The sequence below is a fragment of the Bradyrhizobium sp. 215_C5_N1_1 genome, from assembly GCF_052075935.1.
GTDB lineage: Bacteria > Pseudomonadota > Alphaproteobacteria > Rhizobiales > Xanthobacteraceae > Bradyrhizobium > Bradyrhizobium barranii.
In genome coordinates this window covers 7,904,539-7,926,005 of record NZ_CP197228.1, presented here as the reverse complement: position 1 = coordinate 7,926,005, position 21,467 = coordinate 7,904,539, and the positions used below count along the sequence as shown (strand labels likewise).

The 21,467-nt window shown below is 64.5% G+C and carries 21 protein-coding genes; 11 read left to right on the top strand and 10 right to left on the bottom strand.

Annotated features, from left to right (window positions below; all coding sequences use genetic code 11):
- Window positions 1-58: 58 nt before the first annotated feature.
- From AB7G19_RS37960 to AB7G19_RS37945, 4 genes are all read right to left on the bottom strand, one after another.
- On the bottom strand, window positions 59-859 hold the full coding sequence (locus AB7G19_RS37960) for a phytanoyl-CoA dioxygenase family protein (protein ID WP_085401952.1): 801 nt from the start codon (window positions 857-859) through the stop codon (window positions 59-61).
- Between the two features lie 143 nt (window positions 860-1,002).
- Window positions 1,003-1,680: a GntR family transcriptional regulator gene (locus AB7G19_RS37955; RefSeq protein ID WP_085401953.1), complete on the bottom strand. Its 678-nt coding sequence runs from the start codon at window positions 1,678-1,680 to the stop codon at window positions 1,003-1,005.
- A 183-nt stretch (window positions 1,681-1,863) separates the two neighbouring features.
- A complete protein-coding gene (locus AB7G19_RS37950) occupies window positions 1,864-3,120 on the bottom strand; it encodes a M20/M25/M40 family metallo-hydrolase (RefSeq protein ID WP_085401954.1) in 1,257 nt (418 codons plus the stop codon).
- 89 nt (window positions 3,121-3,209) lie between these two features.
- The gene (locus AB7G19_RS37945) at window positions 3,210-4,079 is read right to left on the bottom strand and encodes a sigma-70 family RNA polymerase sigma factor (protein WP_085401955.1); all 870 of its coding nucleotides are present in this window, start codon (window positions 4,077-4,079) and stop codon (window positions 3,210-3,212) included.
- Between the two features lie 99 nt (window positions 4,080-4,178).
- On the opposite strand from AB7G19_RS37945, the gene AB7G19_RS37940 reads away from it, so the two are divergent.
- Window positions 4,179-4,634: a carboxymuconolactone decarboxylase family protein gene (locus tag AB7G19_RS37940; RefSeq protein WP_085401961.1), complete on the top strand. Its 456-nt coding sequence runs from the start codon at window positions 4,179-4,181 to the stop codon at window positions 4,632-4,634.
- 42 nt (window positions 4,635-4,676) lie between these two features.
- On the opposite strand, the gene AB7G19_RS37935 is transcribed toward AB7G19_RS37940, so the two are convergent.
- Window positions 4,677-5,489 carry an alpha/beta fold hydrolase gene (locus AB7G19_RS37935; protein WP_135214785.1) on the bottom strand — a complete coding sequence of 271 codons (813 nt, stop codon included), beginning with the start codon at window positions 5,487-5,489 and terminating at the stop codon, window positions 4,677-4,679.
- A 2-nt stretch (window positions 5,490-5,491) separates the two neighbouring features.
- Window positions 5,492-6,310 carry an alpha/beta fold hydrolase gene (locus AB7G19_RS37930; RefSeq protein WP_085401957.1) on the bottom strand — a complete coding sequence of 273 codons (819 nt, stop codon included), beginning with the start codon at window positions 6,308-6,310 and terminating at the stop codon, window positions 5,492-5,494.
- Between the two features lie 138 nt (window positions 6,311-6,448).
- Here AB7G19_RS37930 and AB7G19_RS37925 point away from each other — a divergent pair, with 138 nt between their 5' ends.
- Window positions 6,449-6,991 carry a methylated-DNA--[protein]-cysteine S-methyltransferase gene (locus AB7G19_RS37925; protein WP_063985757.1) on the top strand — a complete coding sequence of 181 codons (543 nt, stop codon included), beginning with the start codon at window positions 6,449-6,451 and terminating at the stop codon, window positions 6,989-6,991.
- A 173-nt stretch (window positions 6,992-7,164) separates the two neighbouring features.
- Here AB7G19_RS37925 and AB7G19_RS37920 read toward each other — a convergent pair whose 3' ends face one another.
- The gene (locus AB7G19_RS37920) at window positions 7,165-8,709 is read right to left on the bottom strand and encodes an acyl-CoA synthetase (RefSeq protein WP_085398963.1); all 1,545 of its coding nucleotides are present in this window, start codon (window positions 8,707-8,709) and stop codon (window positions 7,165-7,167) included.
- A gap of 177 nt (window positions 8,710-8,886) precedes the next feature.
- Entirely contained in the window at window positions 8,887-10,059 is a 1,173-nt protein-coding gene (locus AB7G19_RS37915; protein ID WP_085398964.1) for an acetyl-CoA C-acetyltransferase, read from the bottom strand.
- A gap of 213 nt (window positions 10,060-10,272) precedes the next feature.
- Here AB7G19_RS37915 and AB7G19_RS37910 point away from each other — a divergent pair, with 213 nt between their 5' ends.
- From AB7G19_RS37910 to AB7G19_RS37875, 8 genes are all read left to right on the top strand, one after another.
- Complete coding sequence (locus AB7G19_RS37910; RefSeq protein ID WP_085398965.1) at window positions 10,273-10,875, top strand: TetR family transcriptional regulator; 603 nt, start codon at window positions 10,273-10,275, stop codon at window positions 10,873-10,875.
- A gap of 55 nt (window positions 10,876-10,930) precedes the next feature.
- Window positions 10,931-11,689: an SDR family NAD(P)-dependent oxidoreductase gene (locus tag AB7G19_RS37905; protein WP_085398966.1), complete on the top strand. Its 759-nt coding sequence runs from the start codon at window positions 10,931-10,933 to the stop codon at window positions 11,687-11,689.
- Between the two features lie 235 nt (window positions 11,690-11,924).
- Window positions 11,925-12,731, top strand: coding sequence for an enoyl-CoA hydratase/isomerase family protein (locus tag AB7G19_RS37900; protein ID WP_085398967.1), 807 nt, complete (start codon window positions 11,925-11,927; stop codon window positions 12,729-12,731).
- A 44-nt stretch (window positions 12,732-12,775) separates the two neighbouring features.
- On the top strand, window positions 12,776-14,647 hold the full coding sequence (locus AB7G19_RS37895) for an AMP-binding protein (protein WP_085398968.1): 1,872 nt from the start codon (window positions 12,776-12,778) through the stop codon (window positions 14,645-14,647).
- A gap of 158 nt (window positions 14,648-14,805) precedes the next feature.
- On the top strand, window positions 14,806-15,933 hold the full coding sequence (locus tag AB7G19_RS37890) for an acyl-CoA dehydrogenase family protein (RefSeq protein WP_135214786.1): 1,128 nt from the start codon (window positions 14,806-14,808) through the stop codon (window positions 15,931-15,933).
- Between the two features lie 119 nt (window positions 15,934-16,052).
- On the top strand, window positions 16,053-17,297 hold the full coding sequence (locus AB7G19_RS37885; protein WP_085398970.1) for an acyl-CoA dehydrogenase: 1,245 nt from the start codon (window positions 16,053-16,055) through the stop codon (window positions 17,295-17,297).
- A 123-nt stretch (window positions 17,298-17,420) separates the two neighbouring features.
- Window positions 17,421-18,665 carry an acyl-CoA dehydrogenase gene (locus tag AB7G19_RS37880; RefSeq protein ID WP_085398971.1) on the top strand — a complete coding sequence of 415 codons (1,245 nt, stop codon included), beginning with the start codon at window positions 17,421-17,423 and terminating at the stop codon, window positions 18,663-18,665.
- Between the two features lie 136 nt (window positions 18,666-18,801).
- Complete coding sequence (locus tag AB7G19_RS37875) at window positions 18,802-19,503, top strand: nitroreductase (protein ID WP_085398972.1); 702 nt, start codon at window positions 18,802-18,804, stop codon at window positions 19,501-19,503.
- Window positions 19,504-19,600: 97 nt separating this feature from the next.
- Here the strand turns inward: AB7G19_RS37875 and AB7G19_RS37870 are convergent, their stop codons facing one another.
- Together AB7G19_RS37870 and AB7G19_RS37865 are read right to left on the bottom strand one after the other, a co-directional pair.
- Complete coding sequence (locus AB7G19_RS37870; protein WP_014491704.1) at window positions 19,601-20,149, bottom strand: sigma-70 family RNA polymerase sigma factor; 549 nt, start codon at window positions 20,147-20,149, stop codon at window positions 19,601-19,603.
- Window positions 20,149-20,379 carry a NepR family anti-sigma factor gene (locus tag AB7G19_RS37865; RefSeq protein ID WP_063986724.1) on the bottom strand — a complete coding sequence of 77 codons (231 nt, stop codon included), beginning with the start codon at window positions 20,377-20,379 and terminating at the stop codon, window positions 20,149-20,151. Before AB7G19_RS37865 ends, AB7G19_RS37870 begins: the two co-directional genes overlap by 1 nt.
- A gap of 221 nt (window positions 20,380-20,600) precedes the next feature.
- Here AB7G19_RS37865 and AB7G19_RS37860 point away from each other — a divergent pair, with 221 nt between their 5' ends.
- Window positions 20,601-21,407: a response regulator gene (locus AB7G19_RS37860; RefSeq protein WP_014491706.1), complete on the top strand. Its 807-nt coding sequence runs from the start codon at window positions 20,601-20,603 to the stop codon at window positions 21,405-21,407.
- Window positions 21,408-21,467 lie beyond the last annotated feature (60 nt).

Genomic DNA, 21,467 nt, shown 5'->3' with positions numbered 1-21,467 from the left:
GGAGTATGGATTCCGGGCTCGCGCCCAAGAAGGCGCGCCCCGGAATGACAGTGAGAACTTACTCCGCCGCCTGTCGCGGCGCACGTGCGAGCCGCACCAGCGCATCGTCGTCCACCGTCTTGATCGGCGCAAAATCGCGATGCGCGATGTACTCAGGCCGCGTCGGGGTACGGATGTAGTTCGAGACCGCGTTCAGCGTCAGGTACACGATCTTGCGCGGGTAGGGCGTGATGTTGCCGGCCGAGCCATGCACGAGATTGCCGTGGAACATCAGCATGCCGCCCGGCTTGCCTGTGGGCGCGACGATGCCGCCCTGCTTGACGAGGCGCGTCACGGTCTCTTCGTCCAGCGTCCACAGCGGATAGGAGGTCGTCGCAAGGTCATGCGAGGCCTGGAGATCGCCGGCATTCTGGCTCTGCGGCACCAGCATCAGGGGGCCGTTGATCGGCATGACTTCGTCGAGGAAGATCGCGATGTTCATCGCGCGCGGCTCCGGCATGCCGTCGTCGCGCTTCCAGGTGCCGTAATCCTGGTGCCATTGCCAGACGTCGCCGGTGAAGGCCGATTTCGCGTTGATCTTGAACTGGTGCATGTAGACCGGCTCGCCGAACAATTGCTCGACCGGGTCGATCATGCGCGGATGCGCGCCCAGGATGCCGAAGGCCTCGTTGTAGAGATGCGCGGCAAAGGCCGTGCGCGGCGCGCCGCTCTTCTCGCGCCAGACCTCGGGCCGATCGGCGTCATAGATGCCGACAGCCTCGCGCGCGAGGAAGTCGACCTCCTCCTGGCTGAACAATTCGGGGAGGAACAGCCAGCCCTCGCGATGGAAGAACTCCAATTGCTCCTGAGACAGTTTCATGGGTCGCTTCCTCCTTGGTTGTTTCATTGTTTTCTCTCGTCATGGCCGGGCTTGACCCGGCCATCCACGTCTTTGCTCCACGTTCGCGAGAAGAACGTGGATGCCCGGGACAAGCCCGGGCATGACGGCGGGCGCGCAAATGGCTACGCCGCCGCCTCGTCCGTCGCCTTCAATCTCTCCTCGGTCATCCGTCCCGCCGTCTGCGCATGCGCCAGCGCGGCGCGCTCGGCGGCTTTCGCATCGCCTGCGAGAATGTGTCCGGCAATCGTCGCGTGCTCGGCCCACGCGCTGCCGCGATAATCGAGCTCGGAGAGCACCGTCGCCATCGAGCGGCGCATATGCGGCCATTGCGGCGCGATCGTCTCCTCGATCACGGGATTGCCCGCGAGCTGATAGATCGCGCGGTGAAAATCGACGTCGAGCACGATCAGCTCGGCGAGCGAAGTCTTGCGGTCGATGCGGCGTCCGGCGGCGAGGGCCGCGTCCAGCCGCGCGCGTCCCGCCGCGTCGCTTGCGGCGCGCTGAGCGGCGAGCCGGGCGGCCAGCGCATCGATGGCGCCGCGCACCTCGTAGAGCTGGCGGATGCGCGAGGGGTCGAGCTGGGTGACTTCAAAGCCGCGACGGCCGCTCTCGGCGACGAGACCCTGCCGGTGCAACAAATGCAGCGCATGCGACACCGGCTGGCGCGACACGCCGAGCTTGTCGGCGAGTTCGTTCTGCCGGATGCGCTGGCCGGGCTGAAGCGTGCGGTCGGAGATCGCCTCCAGGATCCGCGCATAGACCTGGTCGATCAGGTTCGGGAGCGGGTCGAGAGGGATCACGCCGGCAGCTCCGAGACATAAAAGGGAATACGGAATTCCGTATTCGAAGGTATCGCAGGAGGGGGAGGGCGTCAAGGCGGACCTCAAGCCGCCGTTTTGGCCTCGCTAAGCCATTGATATCGCTAGGGCCGTCTACTGTGCATGGGGTTGTTTTCGCCGAAATGGCTTGGCCGGCCCCGGCGCCTACTTCTTCTTGCCCTGCTCGATCAGTATCCGGCTCATCAGATAGAGCCGCGGCACGATCGAGTTGGTGTCGATGAACTCGTCCCGGGCGTGATAGCCGAAGCCGGCGAGGCCAAAGCTCTCGACCACGACCGCCTTGCCGCTGCGGTTGGCATAGCCGGCGTCGGTGGCGCCGCCGGTCATCTCGGCGATGTCGAGCTTGCGGTCGATCTCGGCATAGATCGCCTGCCCCTCCTGCGCGAGCGCGCGGCCGCGATCGCTGGCGACGAAGGGCGGGCGGCCCGCAATGATCGTCACTGTGGTCTCGGTGTCGGGCACGAACTTGTCCTTCACCTTCGCGTCGAGCGCCGCCTGCAATTTGGCGATGCCATCGGGGATGGTCAGGCGGATGTCGGCGCCGGCCTCGGCCTTTTCCGGAATCTGGTTGCGCACCGTGCCCGCCTGCGCCGTGGTCCAGTTGAGCTGCGTGCCCGGGATCGACTTGGCGACGTCCTTCGTCTGCTGCAATTGATGTGCGAGCTCGATCAGCGCGTTGCGGCCCAGATCGGGCGCGGCGCCGGCATGCGAGGCGCGGCCCTTCACCTCCATCTTCGCCGTGGCAGTGCCGCTCGCGCCCAGCAGCAGCCCGTCATTCTTGGCGATCGGCGCGGCCACCGTCGGTTCGCAGGAGAGCACGACGTCGTGCTGGTCGGCGAGCTCGGCAATGATCTCGCCCGACCCGATCGAGCCGACCTCTTCATCCGGATTGAAGGACACGGTGAGCCTGGCGTAGTCCTGCCAGCCGGCGTCCTTCAGGATCTTGAGCGCATGCAGGACCACGGCAATGCCGCCCTTGTCGTCGGCGATGCCGGGGCCGTAGATGCGGTTGCCGTCGATACGGTACGGCTCGCTTGCGAGGATGCCGCGCTGATAGACCGTGTCCATATGCGCGATCAGCATCAGCTTGCGCGACCCGGTGCCCTGGAAGGTGGCGATCACCATGTCGGCGCCCGTACCCGCGGTGGTCTTGCGCCGCTCGATGGTGGCGCCCAGCGCCTTCAGGCGCGCTTCGGTGAATTCGGCCATCTTCTTCAGGCCGTCGGCATCGCTGCTGCCGCTCTCGATCATCACCATGTCGTGCAGGGTCTCGATCAGCGGCGCCTTCTCCTGCTCGGCCGCGGCTTTCAGCTTTTCGTCGGCGGCCGCAAGCGCGGTGGTGCTGCCGGCGGCGAGGCCGAGCAGGGACAAGGCGAGCAGGGGAATGAAGCGGACTGTCATGGAAATCGTCCTTTCGCGTCTTGAGCGCTGGCACCGCGCGCGATTGCGCGGAAAGCCTAGCATCCGGAAAGACGCGATGCCACGTCCCGCTAGCGCTCCAGCACCTCCACCTCCATCGTCGCGATCTGGTCCGCATCGGCTACCGCCTCGATCCCCGCGATCCGGTCGCCGTTGAACGTCACGCGCAGCGCGATGCGCAGACGTTCGCCGAAGATGACGGCGACGCCGATCTCGCCATCGACCAGCGCCGTCCGTGCAGCCTGCGCACGGCCCTTGTAGAGCTGTGCGACCGCATCCGCGCCGCGGATCTCCGGCAGCGTGCCGAGCCGCACCGCAGCCTGGTCGGCACGGAACACGACGTCGGGATCGAGCAGGGCCAGCAGGCCCTCGAAATTGCCCTCGCGCGAAGCCCTGAGGAAAGCATCGACGATCGCGCGCTGGTGCGAGATGTGCGCCTCGGGCACCGGCGCACCCTGGACGCGCCGACGTGCGCGGCTCGCAAGCTGCCGTGAGGCGTCGACCGAGCGTCCGACGATCGGCGCGATCTCCTCGAAGGGGACTGCGAACATATCGTGCAGCACGAAGGCCAGCCGTTCCGCCGGCTGCAATGTCTCGAGCACGACGAGAAGGGCCGCGCCGACGGAATCGGCCATCTCCGCCTCGCGCTCCCGCGTCTCGTCGACCGGCTCGGGCACGTGCGGGCCCATCGGGTCCTCGCGGCGCGATTTGCGCGCGCGCAGCATGTCGAGGCAGATGCGCGCGACCACGGTGGTCAGCCAGCCGCGCAGGTTCGCGACATCGGACGTGTCGTAACGGCTGACCCGCAGCCAGGCCTCCTGCACGGCATCGTCGACCTCGGCACTGGAACCCAGCATCCGGTAGGCGACCGCGCGCAAATGGTCCCTGCTGGCCTCGAACTGGCGGCTGAGAAAATTTTCTTCGAAGTTTTTCTGGGTCATCGGTCACATTCCCTCATCGCAATCCGTCATGCCCATGACGAAGCCAATCCGGCCGATGTGACCGGAACCTTCGAAATTCTCAAACGGAGACGCAAGATGATGCACGCGCGCATGAACCACCCCGTCATGGTCCTGCCTGAAGCCATGAACCACCTTCAATCCCTCGGCAATTTGACCAAGCAGGGGCTGCCGGAAAAGCTCCTGGAACTGGTGCACCTGCGCGCCAGCCAGATCAACGGCTGCAGTGTCTGTGTCGACATGCATCCGAAGATCGCCCGCAGGGCTGGCGAGACCGACGAGCGCTTGTTCGCCGTCTCGGCCTGGCGCGACGCGCCCTATTTCAGCGACGCCGAACGCGCCGCGCTGGCGCTGACCGAAGCCGTCACGCGCCTTGCCGATCGCGAGGACCCGGTGCCGGATGCGATCTGGAACGAGGCCGCCAAGCATTTTGACGAGCGCGAGCTCGCAACCCTGATCCTCTCGATCGCGACCATCAACGTCTGGAACCGGCTGAATGCGACGATCAAGATGCCGGTGGGTGTCTGGAAGGTGTGAGGCTCTTTTTCCTCTCCCCGCACGCGGGGAGAGGCGAAGAAGCTACTCCGCCAGAAACCTGTTTACGACCTCGCCGAACTCAAGCGGCGCCTGCTCGAACATCCAGTGGCCGGCATTCTCGATCACCGCCGTCTTGCTGCCCGCGATGTGCTCGGCCAGCACGCGCCACATTACCGACAGGCTGCCGGTGGTCGCACCGCCGCCGATCAGCAGCGTCGGTGTCCTGATCGCCTGCGCATCCGCGAGCGTGTAGGACCGGCGCTGCTCGTTGATCTGGCCGAGGAAGGTGAGCGTGTTGTCGCGCAGCTGTTGCTTCGCCGCCGCCGGCACGCGCCGCCACGAGCCGTCGCCTTCGATGCCCTCGTAGAAATTCTGCAGCGCGCCGTCGATGTCGCCGGCACGGATCATCTCGACCGAGCGCACCGTCTTCGCGGCGAGCGGCGGATGCGCGGGCGTGCCTTCCGGCACCGGCAGGCTGGCGTCGAGATCGCCGCCCGGCTCGGCCAGCACCAGCTTGCGCAGCAGGTCAGGCCGCGCTTGCGCGACGCGAAACGCGATGTGGCCGCCGCGCGAATGGCCCATCAGGTCGACCGGGCCGGGTCTGACCTGCTCGATGAAGGCGATCGTGTCCGCGACGTGCTGCGCCATCTTGTAATCGTCGCCGACGGCGTCCCAATGCTCGGGAAAGAAGTGCCGCAGGCTGACCGAGATGACGCGATGGGACTTCGACAGCGGGCCGAGCACTGAATACCAGGTGCGGAAATCACCTAACGTGCCATGGACGCAGACCAGCGGCGGGCCGTCGCCGACTTCGAGATAGGCCATGTCGTAACCGTTGACGCGAAAGCTCTGCATGATCAGCTCGCCAGGAAATCCAGAACCAGTTCGGTGTATTTTTGCGGCGCCTGCTCGAACATCGGATGGGTCGCGTTCGGGATGATCGCCGTCTTGGAATAGGGTACGTGCGCGGCCAGCGCATGCAGCACCTTTGGCAGCAGGCCTTTGGTCCGCGCACCCAGGATGAACAGCGTCGGCATCCTGATCGATTCCGCATCCGCCTTCAAGAAGGGCGGACGGTTGTCGCGGACCTGCCCGATCAGGGTATAGGCGTTGTCGCGCAGATTCTGCTTCACCATCGCCGGCAGCCGCGGCCAGGTGCCGGCGCCCTCCAGCGTGTCCACGAAGACGGCAAGGCCGCCGTCGACATCGCCGGCCGCGATCTTCTCGGCCGAGGCCGTGAACCGCGCCAACAGCGGCGAGGGGCCGCCGACGTAATCGGGATCGAGGCTCGCATCGAGCTCGCCGCCGGGTTCGGCCAGGATCAGCCGCCGCAACAGGTCGGGGCGCGCCTGTGCCACGCGGAAGCAGATGTGCCCGCCGCGGGAATGGCCCATCAGATCGACCGGGCCGACGTCGAGCTTCTCGATGAAGGCGATGACGTCCTGGACATGCTGGGCGATCGAATAGGTGTCGCCGACGCCATCCCAGCGGTCCGGGAAGAAGTGCCGCAAGCTGACGGCGATCACCCGATGCCGCTGCGTCAGCGGTCCGAGCACGCAGCCCCAGACGCGGAAGTCATTGAGCGAGCCATGTACACAGACCAGCGGCGGCCGGCTCCTGTCTTCGCCCACGTCGAGATAGGGCATGTCGTATCCGTTGACGTGGAGGCTTTGCATTCGGGGCTCGCGGGAGGGGGCAGGAACTCCTGTGCAAGATTCCCGGAAACCGGGTGGATCGCAACTATTTCCAAGCCTAGATTTAGGCATGGATCACAATGGGGGCATGCGACGAGGGCGCAAGCCAGGAACCAAGTCATGACCGACCAGCATTTTGCCCTGTTCGACACCAGGATCGGCCTCTGTGCCATCGCCTGGGGCCCGCGTGGTATCAACGGCACGCAACTGCCCATGGGCGGCGAGGAGAAGATCCGCACCCGCATCAGCCAGCGCCATGCCGACGCCACCGAGGCAGAGCCGACCGCCGAGGTGCGAGAGGCGATCGACCGCATCACAAAATTGCTCGCGGGCGAGCCGGACGATCTCACCGACATCCCGCTCGATCTCGACGGCGTGCCCGACTTCAACCGCGGCGTCTACGAGATCGCCCGCGCCATCCCGCCCGGCAAGACCATCACCTATGGCGACATCGCCAAGCAGCTCGGCGGCGTCCAGCTGTCGCGCGATGTCGGTCAGGCGCTCGGCCGCAACCCGTGCCCGATCGTCGTGCCCTGCCATCGCGTGCTGGCCGCCGGCAACAAGCCCGGCGGCTTCTCGGCCAATGGCGGCGTGGTGACGAAGCTGAAGATGCTCGAGATCGAAGGCGCGCTGGTGAACCACACGCCGAGTTTGTTTGATTAATCTCCGCTTCACCCTCCCCTGGAGGGGGAGGGTCGATGCGCATGCAGCGAAGCGGAATGCGCAGCGGGGCGGGGTGACAGTCTCTCCGAGTGGAACAGTGCCCGAGTGGAGAGATCACCCCACCCCGTCGCTTCGCGCCGACCCTCCCCCTCCAGGGGAGGGTAAGCAAGTGGCTAAATCTTTGCCGTCGTCTTCGGCCAATACCGGTCGCGCAGATGCCGCTTCACCAGCTTGCCCGTCGGCGTGCGCGGCAGCTCGGCTTCGAAATCGATCGAGCGCGGGCATTTGATCGCCGAGAGACGTGTCTTGCAGTAGGCGATCAGGTCGGCTTCGAGCGCCTTGCCGGCGCGGCTCATGTCGTGTGGCTGCACCACCGCCTTCACCTCTTCGCCCATCTCCTCGTTCGGCACGCCGAACACGGCGACGTCGGCGATATCAGGGTGAGTGATGAGCACGTCCTCGGTCTCCTGCGGGTAGATGTTCACCCCGCCGGAGATGATCATGTAGGACTTGCGGTCGGTGAGGAACAGAAAACCGTCCTTGTCGAGGTAGCCGACGTCGCCAAGCGTCGACCAACCCTTGGCGTTGTAGGCCTTCTTCGTTTTCTCTGGATCGTTGTGATAGGTGAAAACAGGCGCATCGGCGAAATAGACCGTGCCGATCTCGCCCACCGGCTGCTCCTCGTCGTTCTCGTCCAGGATCTTGATCTTGCCGACCACGGCGCGGCCGACGCTGCCGCGATGCTCCAGCCATTGCTGCGAATTGCAGACGGTGACGCCGTTGCCTTCCGAGCCGGCGTAATACTCGATCAGGATCGGTCCCCACCATTCGATCATTTTTGCCTTGACGTCGACAGGGCAGGGGGCAGCGGCGTGGATCGCGCCCTTCAGCGTGGAGACGTTGTACTTGCCGCGAACCTCGTCCGGCAGCTTCAGCATGCGCACGAACATGGTCGGTACAAGCTGTGACTGCGTGACCTTGTACTTCTCGACGAGCTTGAGAAAATCCTCGGCGTCAAAATGCTCCATGATGATGGAGGTGCCGCCCAGCACGATCGCCATCATGTTGAAGCGCAGCGGAGCCGCGTGATAGAGCGGCGCCGGCGAGAGATAGGTGCTCTCCGCATTCATGCCACACATGTCGGCGCAGAGGACGCGCAGGAAGGCGTTCGGCACGTCGATCTTGTTGCCTTCGAAGGCCCTCTTGATGCCCTTCGGTCGGCCGGTGGTGCCGGACGAATACAGCATGTCGTAGCCGGCGACCTCGTCCGCAATCGGCGTTGTCGGCTGTGCCGACGCTTCCTTGTCGTAGGAGCGGAAGCCGGGCTGGGGTTCGTCGACCATGTAGAAGATCGGCTCGCCTGCGGTCCCCTTGATCAGGGCCCTGATCTGGTCGGCGCATTTCGGCGTGGTGATCACGACCTTGGCGCCGCAATCGCCGATGATGTAGTCGATCTCGTCCTGCTTCAGATAGCGGCTGATGGCGGTGTAATAGAGCCCGCTGCGTTGCGCGGCCCAGCAGATCTCCATGAACGCGAGACGGTTTTCCATCAAGAGCGCGATGTGGTCGCCGGCCTTCAGGCCGAGCGAGCGGAACAGGTTTGCGCCCTGGTTCGAGAGCTCGTCGAGCTCGCGATAGGTGATCGCCCTGCCGGTCCCGGCCATCTGGTAGGCGATCTTGTCGGGCGTGGTTTTGGCGTAGACGGACGGATGGGTCATAAGCGTAGGTCCCAAGGCACACGAGATGTCGTCCCGGCGAAAGCCGGGACCCATAACCACAGGGCGTCGTTTGGCAGAGGATTGTCGTTCGGTACTGCGACCAACCACAATCGATAGATTTCGCGGTATGGGTCCCGGCTTTCGCCGGGACGACACCGTTAGTGTGGCAGCAGCAGCTTACAGCCGCTCCACGATCGTTACATTCGCCATGCCGCCGCCTTCGCACATAGTCTGCAGGCCATAGCGCTTGCCGCGCTGGTGCAGGGCGTGGACCAGTGTGGTCATCAACTTGGTGCCGGAGCCGCCGAGCGGATGACCGAGCGCGATGGCGCCGCCATTGACGTTGAGGCGGGCTGGATCGGCGCCGGTGGTCTTGAGCCAGCCGGTCGGCACCGAGGCGAAGGCCTCGTTGACCTCGAACAGGTCGATGTCGTCGATCGTCATGCCGGCCTTCTCCAGCGCGCGCTTGGTGGCGTGCAGCGGAGCATCGAGCATGATGACGGGATCGCCGCCGGTCATGGTCATGTGATGGATGCGCGCCAGCGGTGTGAGTCCGAGCTGCTTGAGGCCGCGCTCGTTCACCACCATGACACCGGAGGCGCCGTCGCAGATCTGGCTGGCGCTCGCCGCCGTCAGCTTGCCGTTCTCGGCAATCAGCTTGACGCCCTTGATGCCGTCGAGCGTGGCGTCGAAGCGGATGCCTTCGTCGATGTGATGGGTGTCCTTGCTGCCGTCGGCGCGGGTGATCTCGAGCGGCACGATCTCCTTCTTGAAGTGGCCGGCTTGCGTCGCTGCGATCGCGCGCTGATGGCTGTTGTAGGAGTATTCGTCGAGATCATTCTTCGACAGGCCGTACTTCTCGGCCATCATCTCCGCGCCGGTGAACTGGCTGAACACGATGTTCGGATATTTGTGCTCGATGCCCGGGCTCTTGTAATTGCCAAAGCCGTTCTTGGCCGGAAGCTGCGAGGACAGGCCCATCGGCACGCGCGTCATCGATTCCACGCCGGCGGCGATCACCACGTCCATCGTGCCGGACATCACGGCTTGCGCGGCGAAGTGCAGCGCCTGCTGCGAGGAGCCGCACTGCCGGTCGATCGAGGTGCCCGGAACGCTCTCCGGCAGCTTCGAGGCCATGATCGCGTTGCGCGCGACGTTGTTGGACTGCTCACCGACCTGCATCACGCAGCCCATGATCACGTCCTCGACCAGGGCGGGATCGATCTTGGTGCGATCGACCAGTTCGTCCAGCACTTTTGCGGCGAGATCGGCCGGATGCCAGCCGGCGAGGCGGCCCCCCTTGCGCCCGCCCGCGGTACGCGCAGCGGCGACGATGTAAGCCTCGGCCATGTCGGTCTCTCCCTGGATTGTTCTCTATCGAGTTGGATTGTCGGCGCGGATTTAATGGGCGTGATATCGTTTAGTCAATCGATCAATTAACTCTTGTGATGAGGCGCTGCTTCGGCTTATCTGCGGCCGCTTCAAGCGGCGAGAACAGGGAACTCCGTGACTACCAGCGTACCGAACAGGCTCCCGAGCGGAAAGAATTCCACGGCAGAGAAATTGCTCGTGGCCGCGAGCGACCTGATGATCGAACGCTCGTCGATCGAGATCTCGCTGTCCGACATCGCCCAGAAGTCGGGCGCCAATGCCGCGCTGGTCAAATATCATTTCGGCAACAAGGACGGCCTCTTGCTGGCGCTGCTCGCGCGCGATGCCGCGACCGAGATGTCCAATCTGGAATATCTGCTGGCGCAACCGATCACATCGACGGCGAAGCTGAAGCTGCATATCGCTGGCATCATCCGCGCCTATTACCGGTTCCCCTACATGAACCGGCTGATTCATTATCTGCTGCATGAGACCAATGCCGGCTCTGCCGACGAAGTCTCAAAATTCTTCGTCGCGCCGCTGCTGGACTTCCACCGGCGCCTGCTCACTGAGGGCGTCAGCCGCGGCGAGTTCCGCGCCACCGATCCGGTGCTGTTCTACACCAGCCTGATCGGCGCCTGCGATCACCTGTTCTTTGGCCGGCACGCGATGTCTCGCGCGATCGGCGTCGGTCCGGTCACCGATGACGTCTGCCGGCAATACATCAAGCACATGGAAACGCTGATCTGCGGTGGCATCCTCACGCAAGCCGAGGAAGCTGCCGCGGCCGGATAATCCGGCCGAGACGTACAAGTCTAGAGAAGAAACGCCCAAGGAAAGGTAGCCTGTCATGGAATTGAAAGACGTAGCCGTTCTCATCACCGGTGGTGGTTCGGGTCTTGGTGAAGCGACCGCGCGCGCCATGGCCGCCAAGGGCGCCAAGATTGGTGTGATCGATCAGAACAAGGACAACGCCGAGAAGGTCGCTGCCGAAGTGAAGGGCGTCGCGCTCCATGCCGACGTCACCAGCGAAGAGCAGATCAAGGCCGCGATCGCGAAGGCGGAAGCCGCGCACGGCGTCGCGCGCGTGCTGATGAACTGCGCCGGCATCGGCGGCTCCCAGCGCATCGTCGGCCGCGACGGCGTCTATCCGCTCGAAAAGTTCGCGCGCATCATCAACGTCAATCTGATCGGCACCTTCAATTGCCTGCGTCTGTTCGCCGAGCGCCTCGTCACGATCGAGCCGGTCGGCGAAGAACGCGGCGTCATCATCAACACGGCTTCGGTGGCCGCCTATGAAGGCCAGATCGGCCAGATCGCCTATTCGGCTTCGAAGGGCGGTGTCGTCGGCCTGACGCTGCCGGCCGCGCGCGACTTCGCCAGCCAGAAGATCCGCGTCAACACCATCGCGCCCGGCCTGTTCTTCACGCCGTTGCTGATGGGCCTGAACGAGGAGGCCCGCAAGAGCCTCGGCGCCCAGGTGCCGCATCCCTCGCGCCTCGGCGATGCCAAGGAATACGGCTCGCTCGCGGTGCACATCGTCGAGAATGCGATGCTCAACGGCGAGACCATCCGTCTCGACGGCGCCATCCGCATGGCGCCGCGGTAGTAGATGCGCTCTTCCTTCTCCCCTTGTGGGAGAAGGTGGCATAGGCGGCCTTTGGCCGCCGTCCTTAAAAGGACGCCGATGCTTCGCATCGGCTATGGCGCCGGATGAGGGGTCTCTATCCGCGGAGACAGACCCCTCACCCAAGCGAGTTCTTGGTCAGCGACGTACATGCCCTCTCCCACAAGGGGAGAGGGCGCAATAACCGCCACTCGAAGAGCGGATGCAGGAGCGCCCCATGTCCCAACCGCTGCTGATCGAGCACAACGACGGCGTCGACACGGTGACGCTCAATCGTCCTGAAAGCCTCAACGCGCTCGATCCTGCGCTGATCGATGCGCTCAACGTTTACTTCCAGGGCCTTCAGCGCAACCGCGACACGCGCGTCGTTGTGCTCAAGGGCGCCGGCAAGAATTTTTGCGCCGGCCTCGACCTCAAGGCGGCGATGGCCCGCCGCGCCGGGCAGCAGGAGCCGCCCGGCGTCACCGAGTCGCTCGACTCGCAGCGCCGCATCGCCGACATCGTGATGCTGATGCGGCGTTGTCCGCAGCCGATCATCGCTCTGGTGCAGGGCGCGGCGGCCGGCGGCGGGTTCGCGCTGGCGCTTGCCTCCGACATCCGCATCGCGACGAAGTCGGCGCGCATGAACTGTGCCTTCATCAAGCTCGGCCTTGGCGGCTGCGATATCGGCACCAGCTACTTTCTGCCGCGGCTCGTCGGCGTCTCAGTCGCATCCGAGTTGATCCTGACCGGACGCTTCATCGGCGCCGAGCGTGCGCTCGCGGTCGGGCTCGTCTCGGAAGTCGTCGACGAAGACAAGCTCGACGAAGCCGCTGAACCTTACGTCGATGCGATGATGACGGCCTCACCCGTGGGGCTGCGCCTGTCAAAAGAATGTCTCAACATGAGCGTCGATGCGGGATCGCTGGAAACCGTTATCGCGATAGAGGACCGCAACCAGGTCCTGTGCAGTCGCTCCGAGGAATTTTCGGAAGGCATCAGGGCCTTCCTTGAGAAGCGAAAGCCTGTCTATATCAGGCGCTGAAACGAGAACGATCCGCAAAGGACGATAATTTCGGGAGACGCAAAATGAGTGGAAGTGCGGCGGCCGTAATGACGAAGCCCGCCTTTCGCAAGGTCGAGTGGCTCGCGCGCGACATCGACGTCGAGCGCCGCGACGACGGCACGGTGGTGCTGAAGTCGCGCATTCCGCTGCAAGCCTACGAGACGCATCTTCCGGCCTCGCTGGCGAAATGGGCCAGGCAAGCGCCTGAGCGCATCTGGCTCGCGCAGCGCGGCGGAGCGAACCGCGAATGGCGCAAGGTCTCCTATGGCGAAGCCAAGCATACCGTGGATGCGCTGACGCAGACGTTGCTCAATCTCAAGCTCGACGGACGCCCGGTCACGATTCTCTCCGGCAATTCGATCGAGCACGCGCTGATGACGCAGGCCGCGATGCAGGCGCGCTCGCCGGCGGCTCCGGTGTCGCCGGCCTACTCCTTGATGAGCCATGATCACGTCAAGCTGAAATATCTGTTCGACCTGATCAAGCCGGCCGTGGTGATGGTTCAGGACGGCCCGACCTTCGAGAAGGCGCTGAACGCACTCGATCTCACCGGCGTCACCGTCGTTCACGTCGTGCGTCCCTGCGACGGCATCACGAGCGTCAGCTTTGCCGAGCTCGCGGCAACGTCCGTGACCGCCGATGTCGAAGCGTCGATCGCGAAGATCACGCCGCAGACCGTCGGCAAGCTGTTGTTCACCTCCGGTTCGACCGGCATGCCCAAGGCGGTCATCAACACGCAGGAGATGATGTGCGCCAATGCGGCGATGATGATGCAGGTGCGGCCGCGCGATCCCGGCGGTCCGATCTCGACCATGCTGGACTGGATGCCATGGAACCACACCATGGGCGGCAATGCGGCGTTTCACCCGGTGCTGGTCGACGGTGGCACGCTCTATATCGATGACGGCCGGCCGATGCCGGGCCAGTTCGAGGAGACGCTGCGGAATCTGCGCGAGATCTCGCCGACCTATTACGCCAACGTGCCGGCCGGCTATGCCGCGCTCGCGGCCGCCATGGAGAAGGACGATGCGCTGTGCCGCTCGTTCTTCAAGAACCTGTCGATCATGGCCTATGGCGGCGCGCGGCTGCCCGACGATCTCTATGAGCGCATGCAGGCGCTCGCGGTGAAGACGACCGGCGAGCGCATCGTGTTCTACACTGGCTGGGGCTCGACCGAGACGGCGCCGACCTCGACCGGCACCTATTGGGACACCGAGCGCGTCGGCCTGATCGGCCTGCCGTTCCCCGGCGTCGAATTGAAGATGGTGCCGTGCGGCCCGAAATACGAATTGCGCCTGCGCGGCGTCAACGTCACGCCCGGCTATTTTGGCCAGCCTGATCTCACCAAAAAGATGTTCGACGAGGAAGGCTTTTACTGTATCGGCGATGCCGGCATCTTCGTCGACGATGCCGATCCGGTGAAGGGCATCATCTTCGCCGGCCGCGTCGTAGAGGACTTCAAGCTCACCACCGGCACCTTCGTCCATGTCGGATCGCTCCGCACTGACGCGATCGCCGCGGCGACGCCCGTTGTGCATGACGCGCTGGTTGCCGGGCAGGATCAATGCTCGATCGGTCTGCTGGCATGGCCGAACCTGCACGCCTGTCGCCAGCTCGTCGGCAATCCCGATTTGAGCTTCGAGGATGCTGTAAAACATCCCGAGGTGATCGCCTGCTTCAGACGTGGCCTCGAAGCACACAACACGGAATGTGGCGGCGCCAGCAGCCGCGCTATCGCGCGCGCAATGCTGATGGCCGAGCCGCCCTCCATCGACGGCAATGAGCTCACCGACAAGGGCTACATCAACCAGCGTGCCGGCCTGGAACGCCGCGCGGCGCTGGTGGAGCGGCTCTATGCGGATAAGCCTGATCAGGATGTGATCGTGCTGCGATGAATGCGCAACTCTCTCAACTCGTCATTCCGGGATGGCCCGAAGGGCCGGGCCCGGAATCCATAACCCCGGCTGGTGGATATGGATTCCGGGCTCGCGCTCCGCGCGCCCCGGAATGACGGCGCAAATAAATGACAACGAATAAATAAGGGTAGCCCGCCATGAACTTCGATTTCTCCGACGACCAGAAACAGCTCCGCGACCAGGCGCGCAAATTCCTCACCGAAGAATGCTCGCCGAAGGCGGTGCGCGTCGTGCTCGACGGCAAGGCGCCCTACGACAAGGACCTCTGGAAAGGCCTCGCCGAGATGGGCTTTCTCGGCGTCGCGATCCCCGAGGAGTTTGGCGGCGCTGGCGCGGGCCATCTCGAGCTTTGCGTGATCGCCGAGGAAATGGGCCGTGCCAACGCGCCGGTGCCGTTCTCCTCGACCGTGTACCTCGCCGCTGAAGCGCTGTTGATCGCCGGCAGCGACGCGCAGAAGAAGAAATGGTTGCCGGCCATCGCTTCGGGGGACGCGATCGGCACGCTGGCGCTGTTCGAGGGCAAGGGCAATCCGTCGCCGAAGAACGTCAAGCTCACCTCTGCGAATGGCGTGCTCAACGGCGTCAAGAAGCCGGTCGCTGATGGTGCGATCGCCGATTTCGCCGTGGTTGCCGCACGCGCGGGATCGAGCGGTCGCGACGGCGACATCTCGCTGTTCCTCGTCGACCTCAAGGCCGGTGGCGTCGAGGTGAAAAGCCTCACCAATCTCGATCCGACCCGCGGGCAGGCCGAGATCACCTTCAAAGACTGCAAGGCCGAGCCGCTGGGAGCTGCCGGCGAAGGCTGGAGCATTTTGACCCAAGTGCTCGACCGCGCCGCGGTGCTGTGCGCCTTCGAGCAGGTCGGTGGCTCCGACCGCGCGCTGGAGATGGGCCGCGACTACGCGCTCGACCGCATCGCCTTTGGCCGCCAGATCGGCTCGTTCCAGGCGGTCAAGCATATGCTCGCGGACATGTATGTGTCTGCGACGCTGGCGCGCTCCAACAGCTATTACGGCGCCTGGGCGCTCTCGACCAACGCGGCTGAGCTGCCGGAAGCCGCAGCCGCCGCGCGCATCAGCGCGACGCAGGCGTTCCAGCATTGCGCCAAGAACAACATCCAGGTTCACGGCGGCATGGGCTTCACCTGGGAGTTCGACTGTCACATGTACTACCGCCGCGCCAACGCCATGGCGCTCGGGCTCGGCAGCCTGTCCTATTGGGAAGACCAGTTGATCGACCGCATGCGCAAGAAGAACGCGGCGTAACGACAGGTGATTTGTAGGATGGGTAGAGCGTAGCGAAACCCATCATGACGCGGGTGGTCTGACAGATGGGTTTCGCTTCGCTCTACCCATCCTACGACGCCGGCGAAGGATGAGAGACCATGAATTTCGACGACACCCCGCAGGAAGCCGAATTCCGCGCCACCGCCCGCGCCTGGATCGGCGCGAACGCGCCCAGGCAGTACGAGGAAGAGCTGCGCAAATCCTCGCTCGGCCGCACCCAGCTCAAGAACGCCAATATTCTCGAGGTCGCCAAGGCCTGGCAGAAGAAGAAGGCCGATGCCGGCTGGGCCTGCCTGCACTGGCCGAAGGAGTATGGCGGGCGCGGCTCGTCGCCGATCGAGCGCGTGATCTGGCAACAGGAAGAGGGGCCGTTCGGCCAGCTGTCCCGCATGTTCATCATCGGCCATGGCATGTGCGGGCCGACCATGATGGCGTTCGCGCGCGAGGAGCATAAGCGCACCTATCTGCCGCCGCTCGCCTCCGGCGAAAAGGTCTGGTGCCAGCTGTTCTCCGAGCCTGCCGGCGGCTCCGACGTCGCGGGCCTGCGCACGCGCGCGGAAAAGGACGGCGACGACTGGGTGATCAACGGCCAGAAGATCTGGACCTCGGGGGCGCATTATTCCGACTACGGCATCCTGCTCACGCGCACCGACCCGACCGTGCCCAAGCACAAGGGTCTCACCATGTTCTTCCTGGACATGAAGAGCCCGGGCGTCGAGGTGCGGCCGATCAAGCAGGCGAGCGGCGCATCCGACTTCAACGAGGTCTATTTCACAAACGTCCGCATTCCCGATCATCAGCGTCTCGGCGAGGTCGGTGACGGCTGGAACGTCTCGCTGACCACGCTGATGAACGAGCGCAGCGCGATCGGCGCGGCCGTCTCGACCGGTTTCCCGGAGCTGTTCGAATATTGCTCCAGCCTGATGCTCGACGATGGCCCGGCGATCGAGGACCGCGCAGTGCGCTCGAAGCTTGCGAACTGGGCGGCGAAGGCGAGCGGGCTGAAGTACACCAGCATGCGCGCGATCTCGGCGCTGTCGAAGGGCGAGCGGCCGGGGCCGGAGAACTCGATCGGCAAGCTGGTCGCAGGCTCGATGATCCAGGACGTCGCGACCTACGCGCTGGACCTGCAGGGTGCGAGCGGCGTGATCAGCGGCGAGGATGCTGAACTCGTCGGCCGTTTCCAGGCGATGCTCTTGCGCGCGCCGGGCACGCGCGTCGAAGGCGGCACCGACGAGATCATGCGCAACATCATCGCCGAGCGGGTGCTGGGCCTGCCCGGCGATATCCGTGTCGACAAGGACGTGCCGTTCAACAAGATCCCGACGAAGGGAAGAGGTTAGAATCGTAGGGTGGGCAAAGGCGCGTAGCGCCGTGCCCACCAATTCTGTCGAGAACGAGGGAAGGTGGTGGGCACGCTTCGCTTTGCCCACCCTACGCACCGAGCAAGAATTGAGAGGTTCGCCATGAATTTCGACGACACCCCGCAGGAAGCCGCTTTCCGCGAGACCGCGCGCAAATGGGTCGAGGCCAATGCGCCCAAGGAATTGCATACCGAGCTGTCAAATTCCTCGCTCGGCCGCATCCGGCTGGCCAATCATGACATCGTCGATGTCGGCAAGGCCTGGCAGAAGAAGAAGTTCGAGGGCAATTGGGCCTGCCTGCACTGGCCAAAGGAATATGGCGGCCGCGACGCCACGCCGATCGAGAAGGTGATCTGGCAGCAGGAGGAGGGCGTCTACGGCAAGCTGACGCAACCGTTCCAGATCGGCGAGGGCATGTGCGGCCCGACCGTGATGGCTTTCGGCAGCGAGGACGCCAAGCGCCGCCATCTGCCGAAGCTCGCCTCCGGCGAGGAGATCTGGTGCCAGCTGTTCTCCGAGCCGTCCGCCGGCTCCGACGTCGCGGGGCTGCGCACCCGCGCGGAGAAGAAGGGCGACAATTGGGTCGTCAACGGCCAGAAGATCTGGACCTCGGGCGCGCATTATTCCGACTTCGGTCTGTTGATCGCGCGGACCGATCCGAATGTGCCCAAGCACAAGGGCCTCACCATGTTCTTCCTGGACATGAAGAGCCCGGGCGTCGAGGTCCGCCCGATCAAGCAGGCCAACGGCATGCAGGAGTTCAACGAGGTCTATTTCACCGATGTGGTGATCCCCGACAGCCAGCGCCTCGGCGCCGTCGGCGAGGGCTGGAGCGTGTCGCTGACGACGCTGATGAACGAGCGGATGTCGATCGGCTCGCGGCTTGCGACCGGCGTCCCTGAAATGTTCGAGTTCTGCTCCAATCTGATGCTGGAGGACGGGCTCGCCATCGACGATCCCGCCGTGCGCTCGAAACTCGCGAGCTGGGCGGTGAAGTCGAGCGGGCTGAAATACACCAGCTACCGCGCGATCTCGGCGCTCTCGAAGGGCGATCGCCCGGGGCCGGAGAATTCGATCGGCAAGCTCGTCTCGGGCATGATGCTCCAGGACATCGCGACCTACGCCATGGATCTTCAGGGCGCGGCTGGTGTTCTCACCGGCGCCGACGAGGAGACGGTGCAGGGCCAGTTCCAGCAGATGCTGCTGTCCTCACCCTCGATGCGCATCGCCGGCGGCACCGACGAGATCTTGCGCAACATCATTGCCGAGCGCGTGCTGGGATTGCCGGGCGACATTCGCGTCGACAAGGACGTGCCGTATAACAAGATCCCGACCAAGGGTCGGTGATCCAGCCTCTCGCTGTATCGCGTAGGGTGGGCAAAGCGAAGCGTGCCCACCATATGCAGATGCGCCGGGGCAAGTCTGTCGGTGGGCACGGCGCTATCGCGCCTTTGCCCACCCTACGAGGAGCGCGAGCTAATTCATGGATGCAAAAGTGAGCCAGACCCAAGACCGCATCGGCGTGCTCGAAGAGCTCCTCAACGAGCGCTACTCCGTCCGCGCCTTCTTGGCCAAGGAGGTCGACCGCGCGACCATCGAGCATGTGCTCGCCACCGCGCAGCGCACCGCGTCCTGGTGCAACAGCCAGCCCTGGCAGGTCATCATCGCCAGTGGCGCGGCCAAGGAGCGCTTCCGCCAGGCGATCTACCAGGAAGCATCAGGCGGATTGGGTGACGATTACGACTTCACGCCACCTCGCGAATATGCGGGCGTCTATCTCGAACGCCGCCGCGAGAGCGGCTTTCAGCTCTACAACACGCTCGGCATCGCCCGCGGCGACAAGATGGCTTATGCAAAACAGGCGCTGGAGAATTACAATTTCTTCGGCGCGCCCCATGTCGCGATCATCCACACCAACGAGCCGCTCGGCATCTACGGTGCGATCGATTGCGGCGCCTATGTCTCGAATTTCATGCTGGCCGCGCAGGCGCTCGGGCTCGGCACCATTCCGCAGGCGGCACTGGCGCGCCACTCCGGCCTGATCCGCCGCCACTTCAATCTGCCCGACGACCGCCGCGTCGTCTGCGGCATCTCGTTCGGCTATGCCGACGACGCCGACAAGGTCAACAGCTACCGCACCTCGCGCGCGAGCGTCGCCGACACCGCCACGTTCGCGGACGAATGATCCCGTCTCACGCGCGCCGTCCGGTTTTCACGCACGCGCAAAGGCGGCCGCAGAAACGGCCGCCTTCACATTCGTCTCGGTCCGGTTGACGCGGCCGTTATCCGCCGCTGCCGCCGATCACGGCGCGCACGGTCTCGTCGGGCCCGAAGTCCTCGGCGCCATCGACATAAAGCAGCGCAGCGAGCTTTGAGCGCGCGCGATTGACGCGGCTCTTGATCGTGCCGACTGCACAGCCGCAGATCGAAGCTGCGTCCTCATAGGAGAAGCCGGAGGCGCCGACGAGGATCAAGGCCTCGCGCTGGTCCTGCGGAAGCTTTTCGAGCGCGCCGCGGAACTCCTCGAACTCGAGATGCGCGTTCTGCGACGGCTGCGTCTTCAGCGTCTTGGCATAGTTGCCCTCGGCATCCTCCACCTCCCGCCGCCGCTTGCGATAGTCGGAGCGGAACAGGTTGCGAAGGATCGTGAACAGCCACGCCGGCAGGTTTGAGCCGGGCTGGAACGAGTCGATGTTGGCGAGCGCACGCAGAAGCGTTTCCTGCACCAGATCGTCGGCGCGGTCGGCATTGCCGCTCAGCGAGATCGCGAACGCGCGCAGACTTGGCACGGCCGCGAGGATGTCGTCACGAAGGGAGTCCGTGAGAGGCATTAATCCCTCCCATTGTTGTCGTTGGAGCCCCTGTCAGGTTCCACTTGGGGTGCGCCTCCGGGCGCATCAAGCTTCTTGATCAGTTCCGCGAACCGGTCCGGAACCCCCTGCCGCACCACGTCGTCGTACATGGCGCGCAGCTGGTGGCCGATCCGGGACTGAATCTCCGGAGTGAGGCCTCCCTTGCCGGGGGTCGTGCTTTTGCTGGCTTGAGACTTGAGATCTTTCATGACCTGTTCCACGTTTCCCCGAGTTAAGTAACTGTAAAATCGAGAAGTTCTCTCAACCGGGAGCCGTTCCCTGAATAGGCACAATTCCAGGTTCGACAAAAAGTTCCCAGATAAGCGGAACTTTTCTTGGCGTGAGGCGTAGACAGCCCAGCAGGGGAACCCGGGCCTCCCCGCTTGTTGCCTGGTTCGTCAAGGTTGGCCCGAAGATGAATGGAGTGGGGATGTCCCGTTCGCAGCTTGTTGCTGAACACTTGCCGTTGTTGCGCCGGTACGCGCGCGCCCTGACGGGCAGCCAGGCCTCCGGTGACGCCTATGTCGCAGCCATGTTGGAAGCGATGCTCGGAGATCCGTCCGTGCTCGACGAGAGCCATGGTCCGCGCGCCGGCCTGTTCCGGCTGTTCACCCAGATATGGAATTCGGTCTCCGTCAACGACGATGCCGAGGTGACGACCTTGCCGATGCCGCCGGAGCGGCGGCTGTCGAACATCACGCCGCTGCCGCGGCAGGCGTTCCTGCTGCTCTCGCTCGAGGGATTCTCGGAAGAGGAAGTCGGCTACATCCTCGGCACCGACGTCGCCGAGACGCGGCGGCTTGCCGATGCCGCGGGACGCGAGATGGCGGCCGAGATCGCGACCGACGTGCTGATCATCGAGGACGAGACCTTCATCGCCATGGACCTCGAGAGTCTGGTGAAGAATCTCGGTCACAATGTCGTTGGTGTCGCGCGCACCCATGCCGATGCGGTGGCGCTGGCCAAGAACAAGCGGCCGGGCCTGATTCTCGCCGACATCCAGCTTGCCGACGGCTCGTCGGGCCTGGACGCCGTCAACGAGCTGCTCCGCACCTTCGAGGTGCCGGTGGTGTTCATCACCGCCTATCCGGAGCGCTTCCTGACCGGCGAGCGCCCCGAGCCGGCGTTCCTGATCTCAAAACCGTTCCAGCCCGCGATGGTGTCGGCGGTGGCGAGCCAGGCGCTGTTCTTCCAGCGGAACTCGCGCAACCGCGCGCCCAAGGCGCCGGCGGCGTAAGCAAGCCTCTATCGGACTAAGGAAACGGCGCGTCGCAAGGCGCGCCGTTTTTGCATGTGG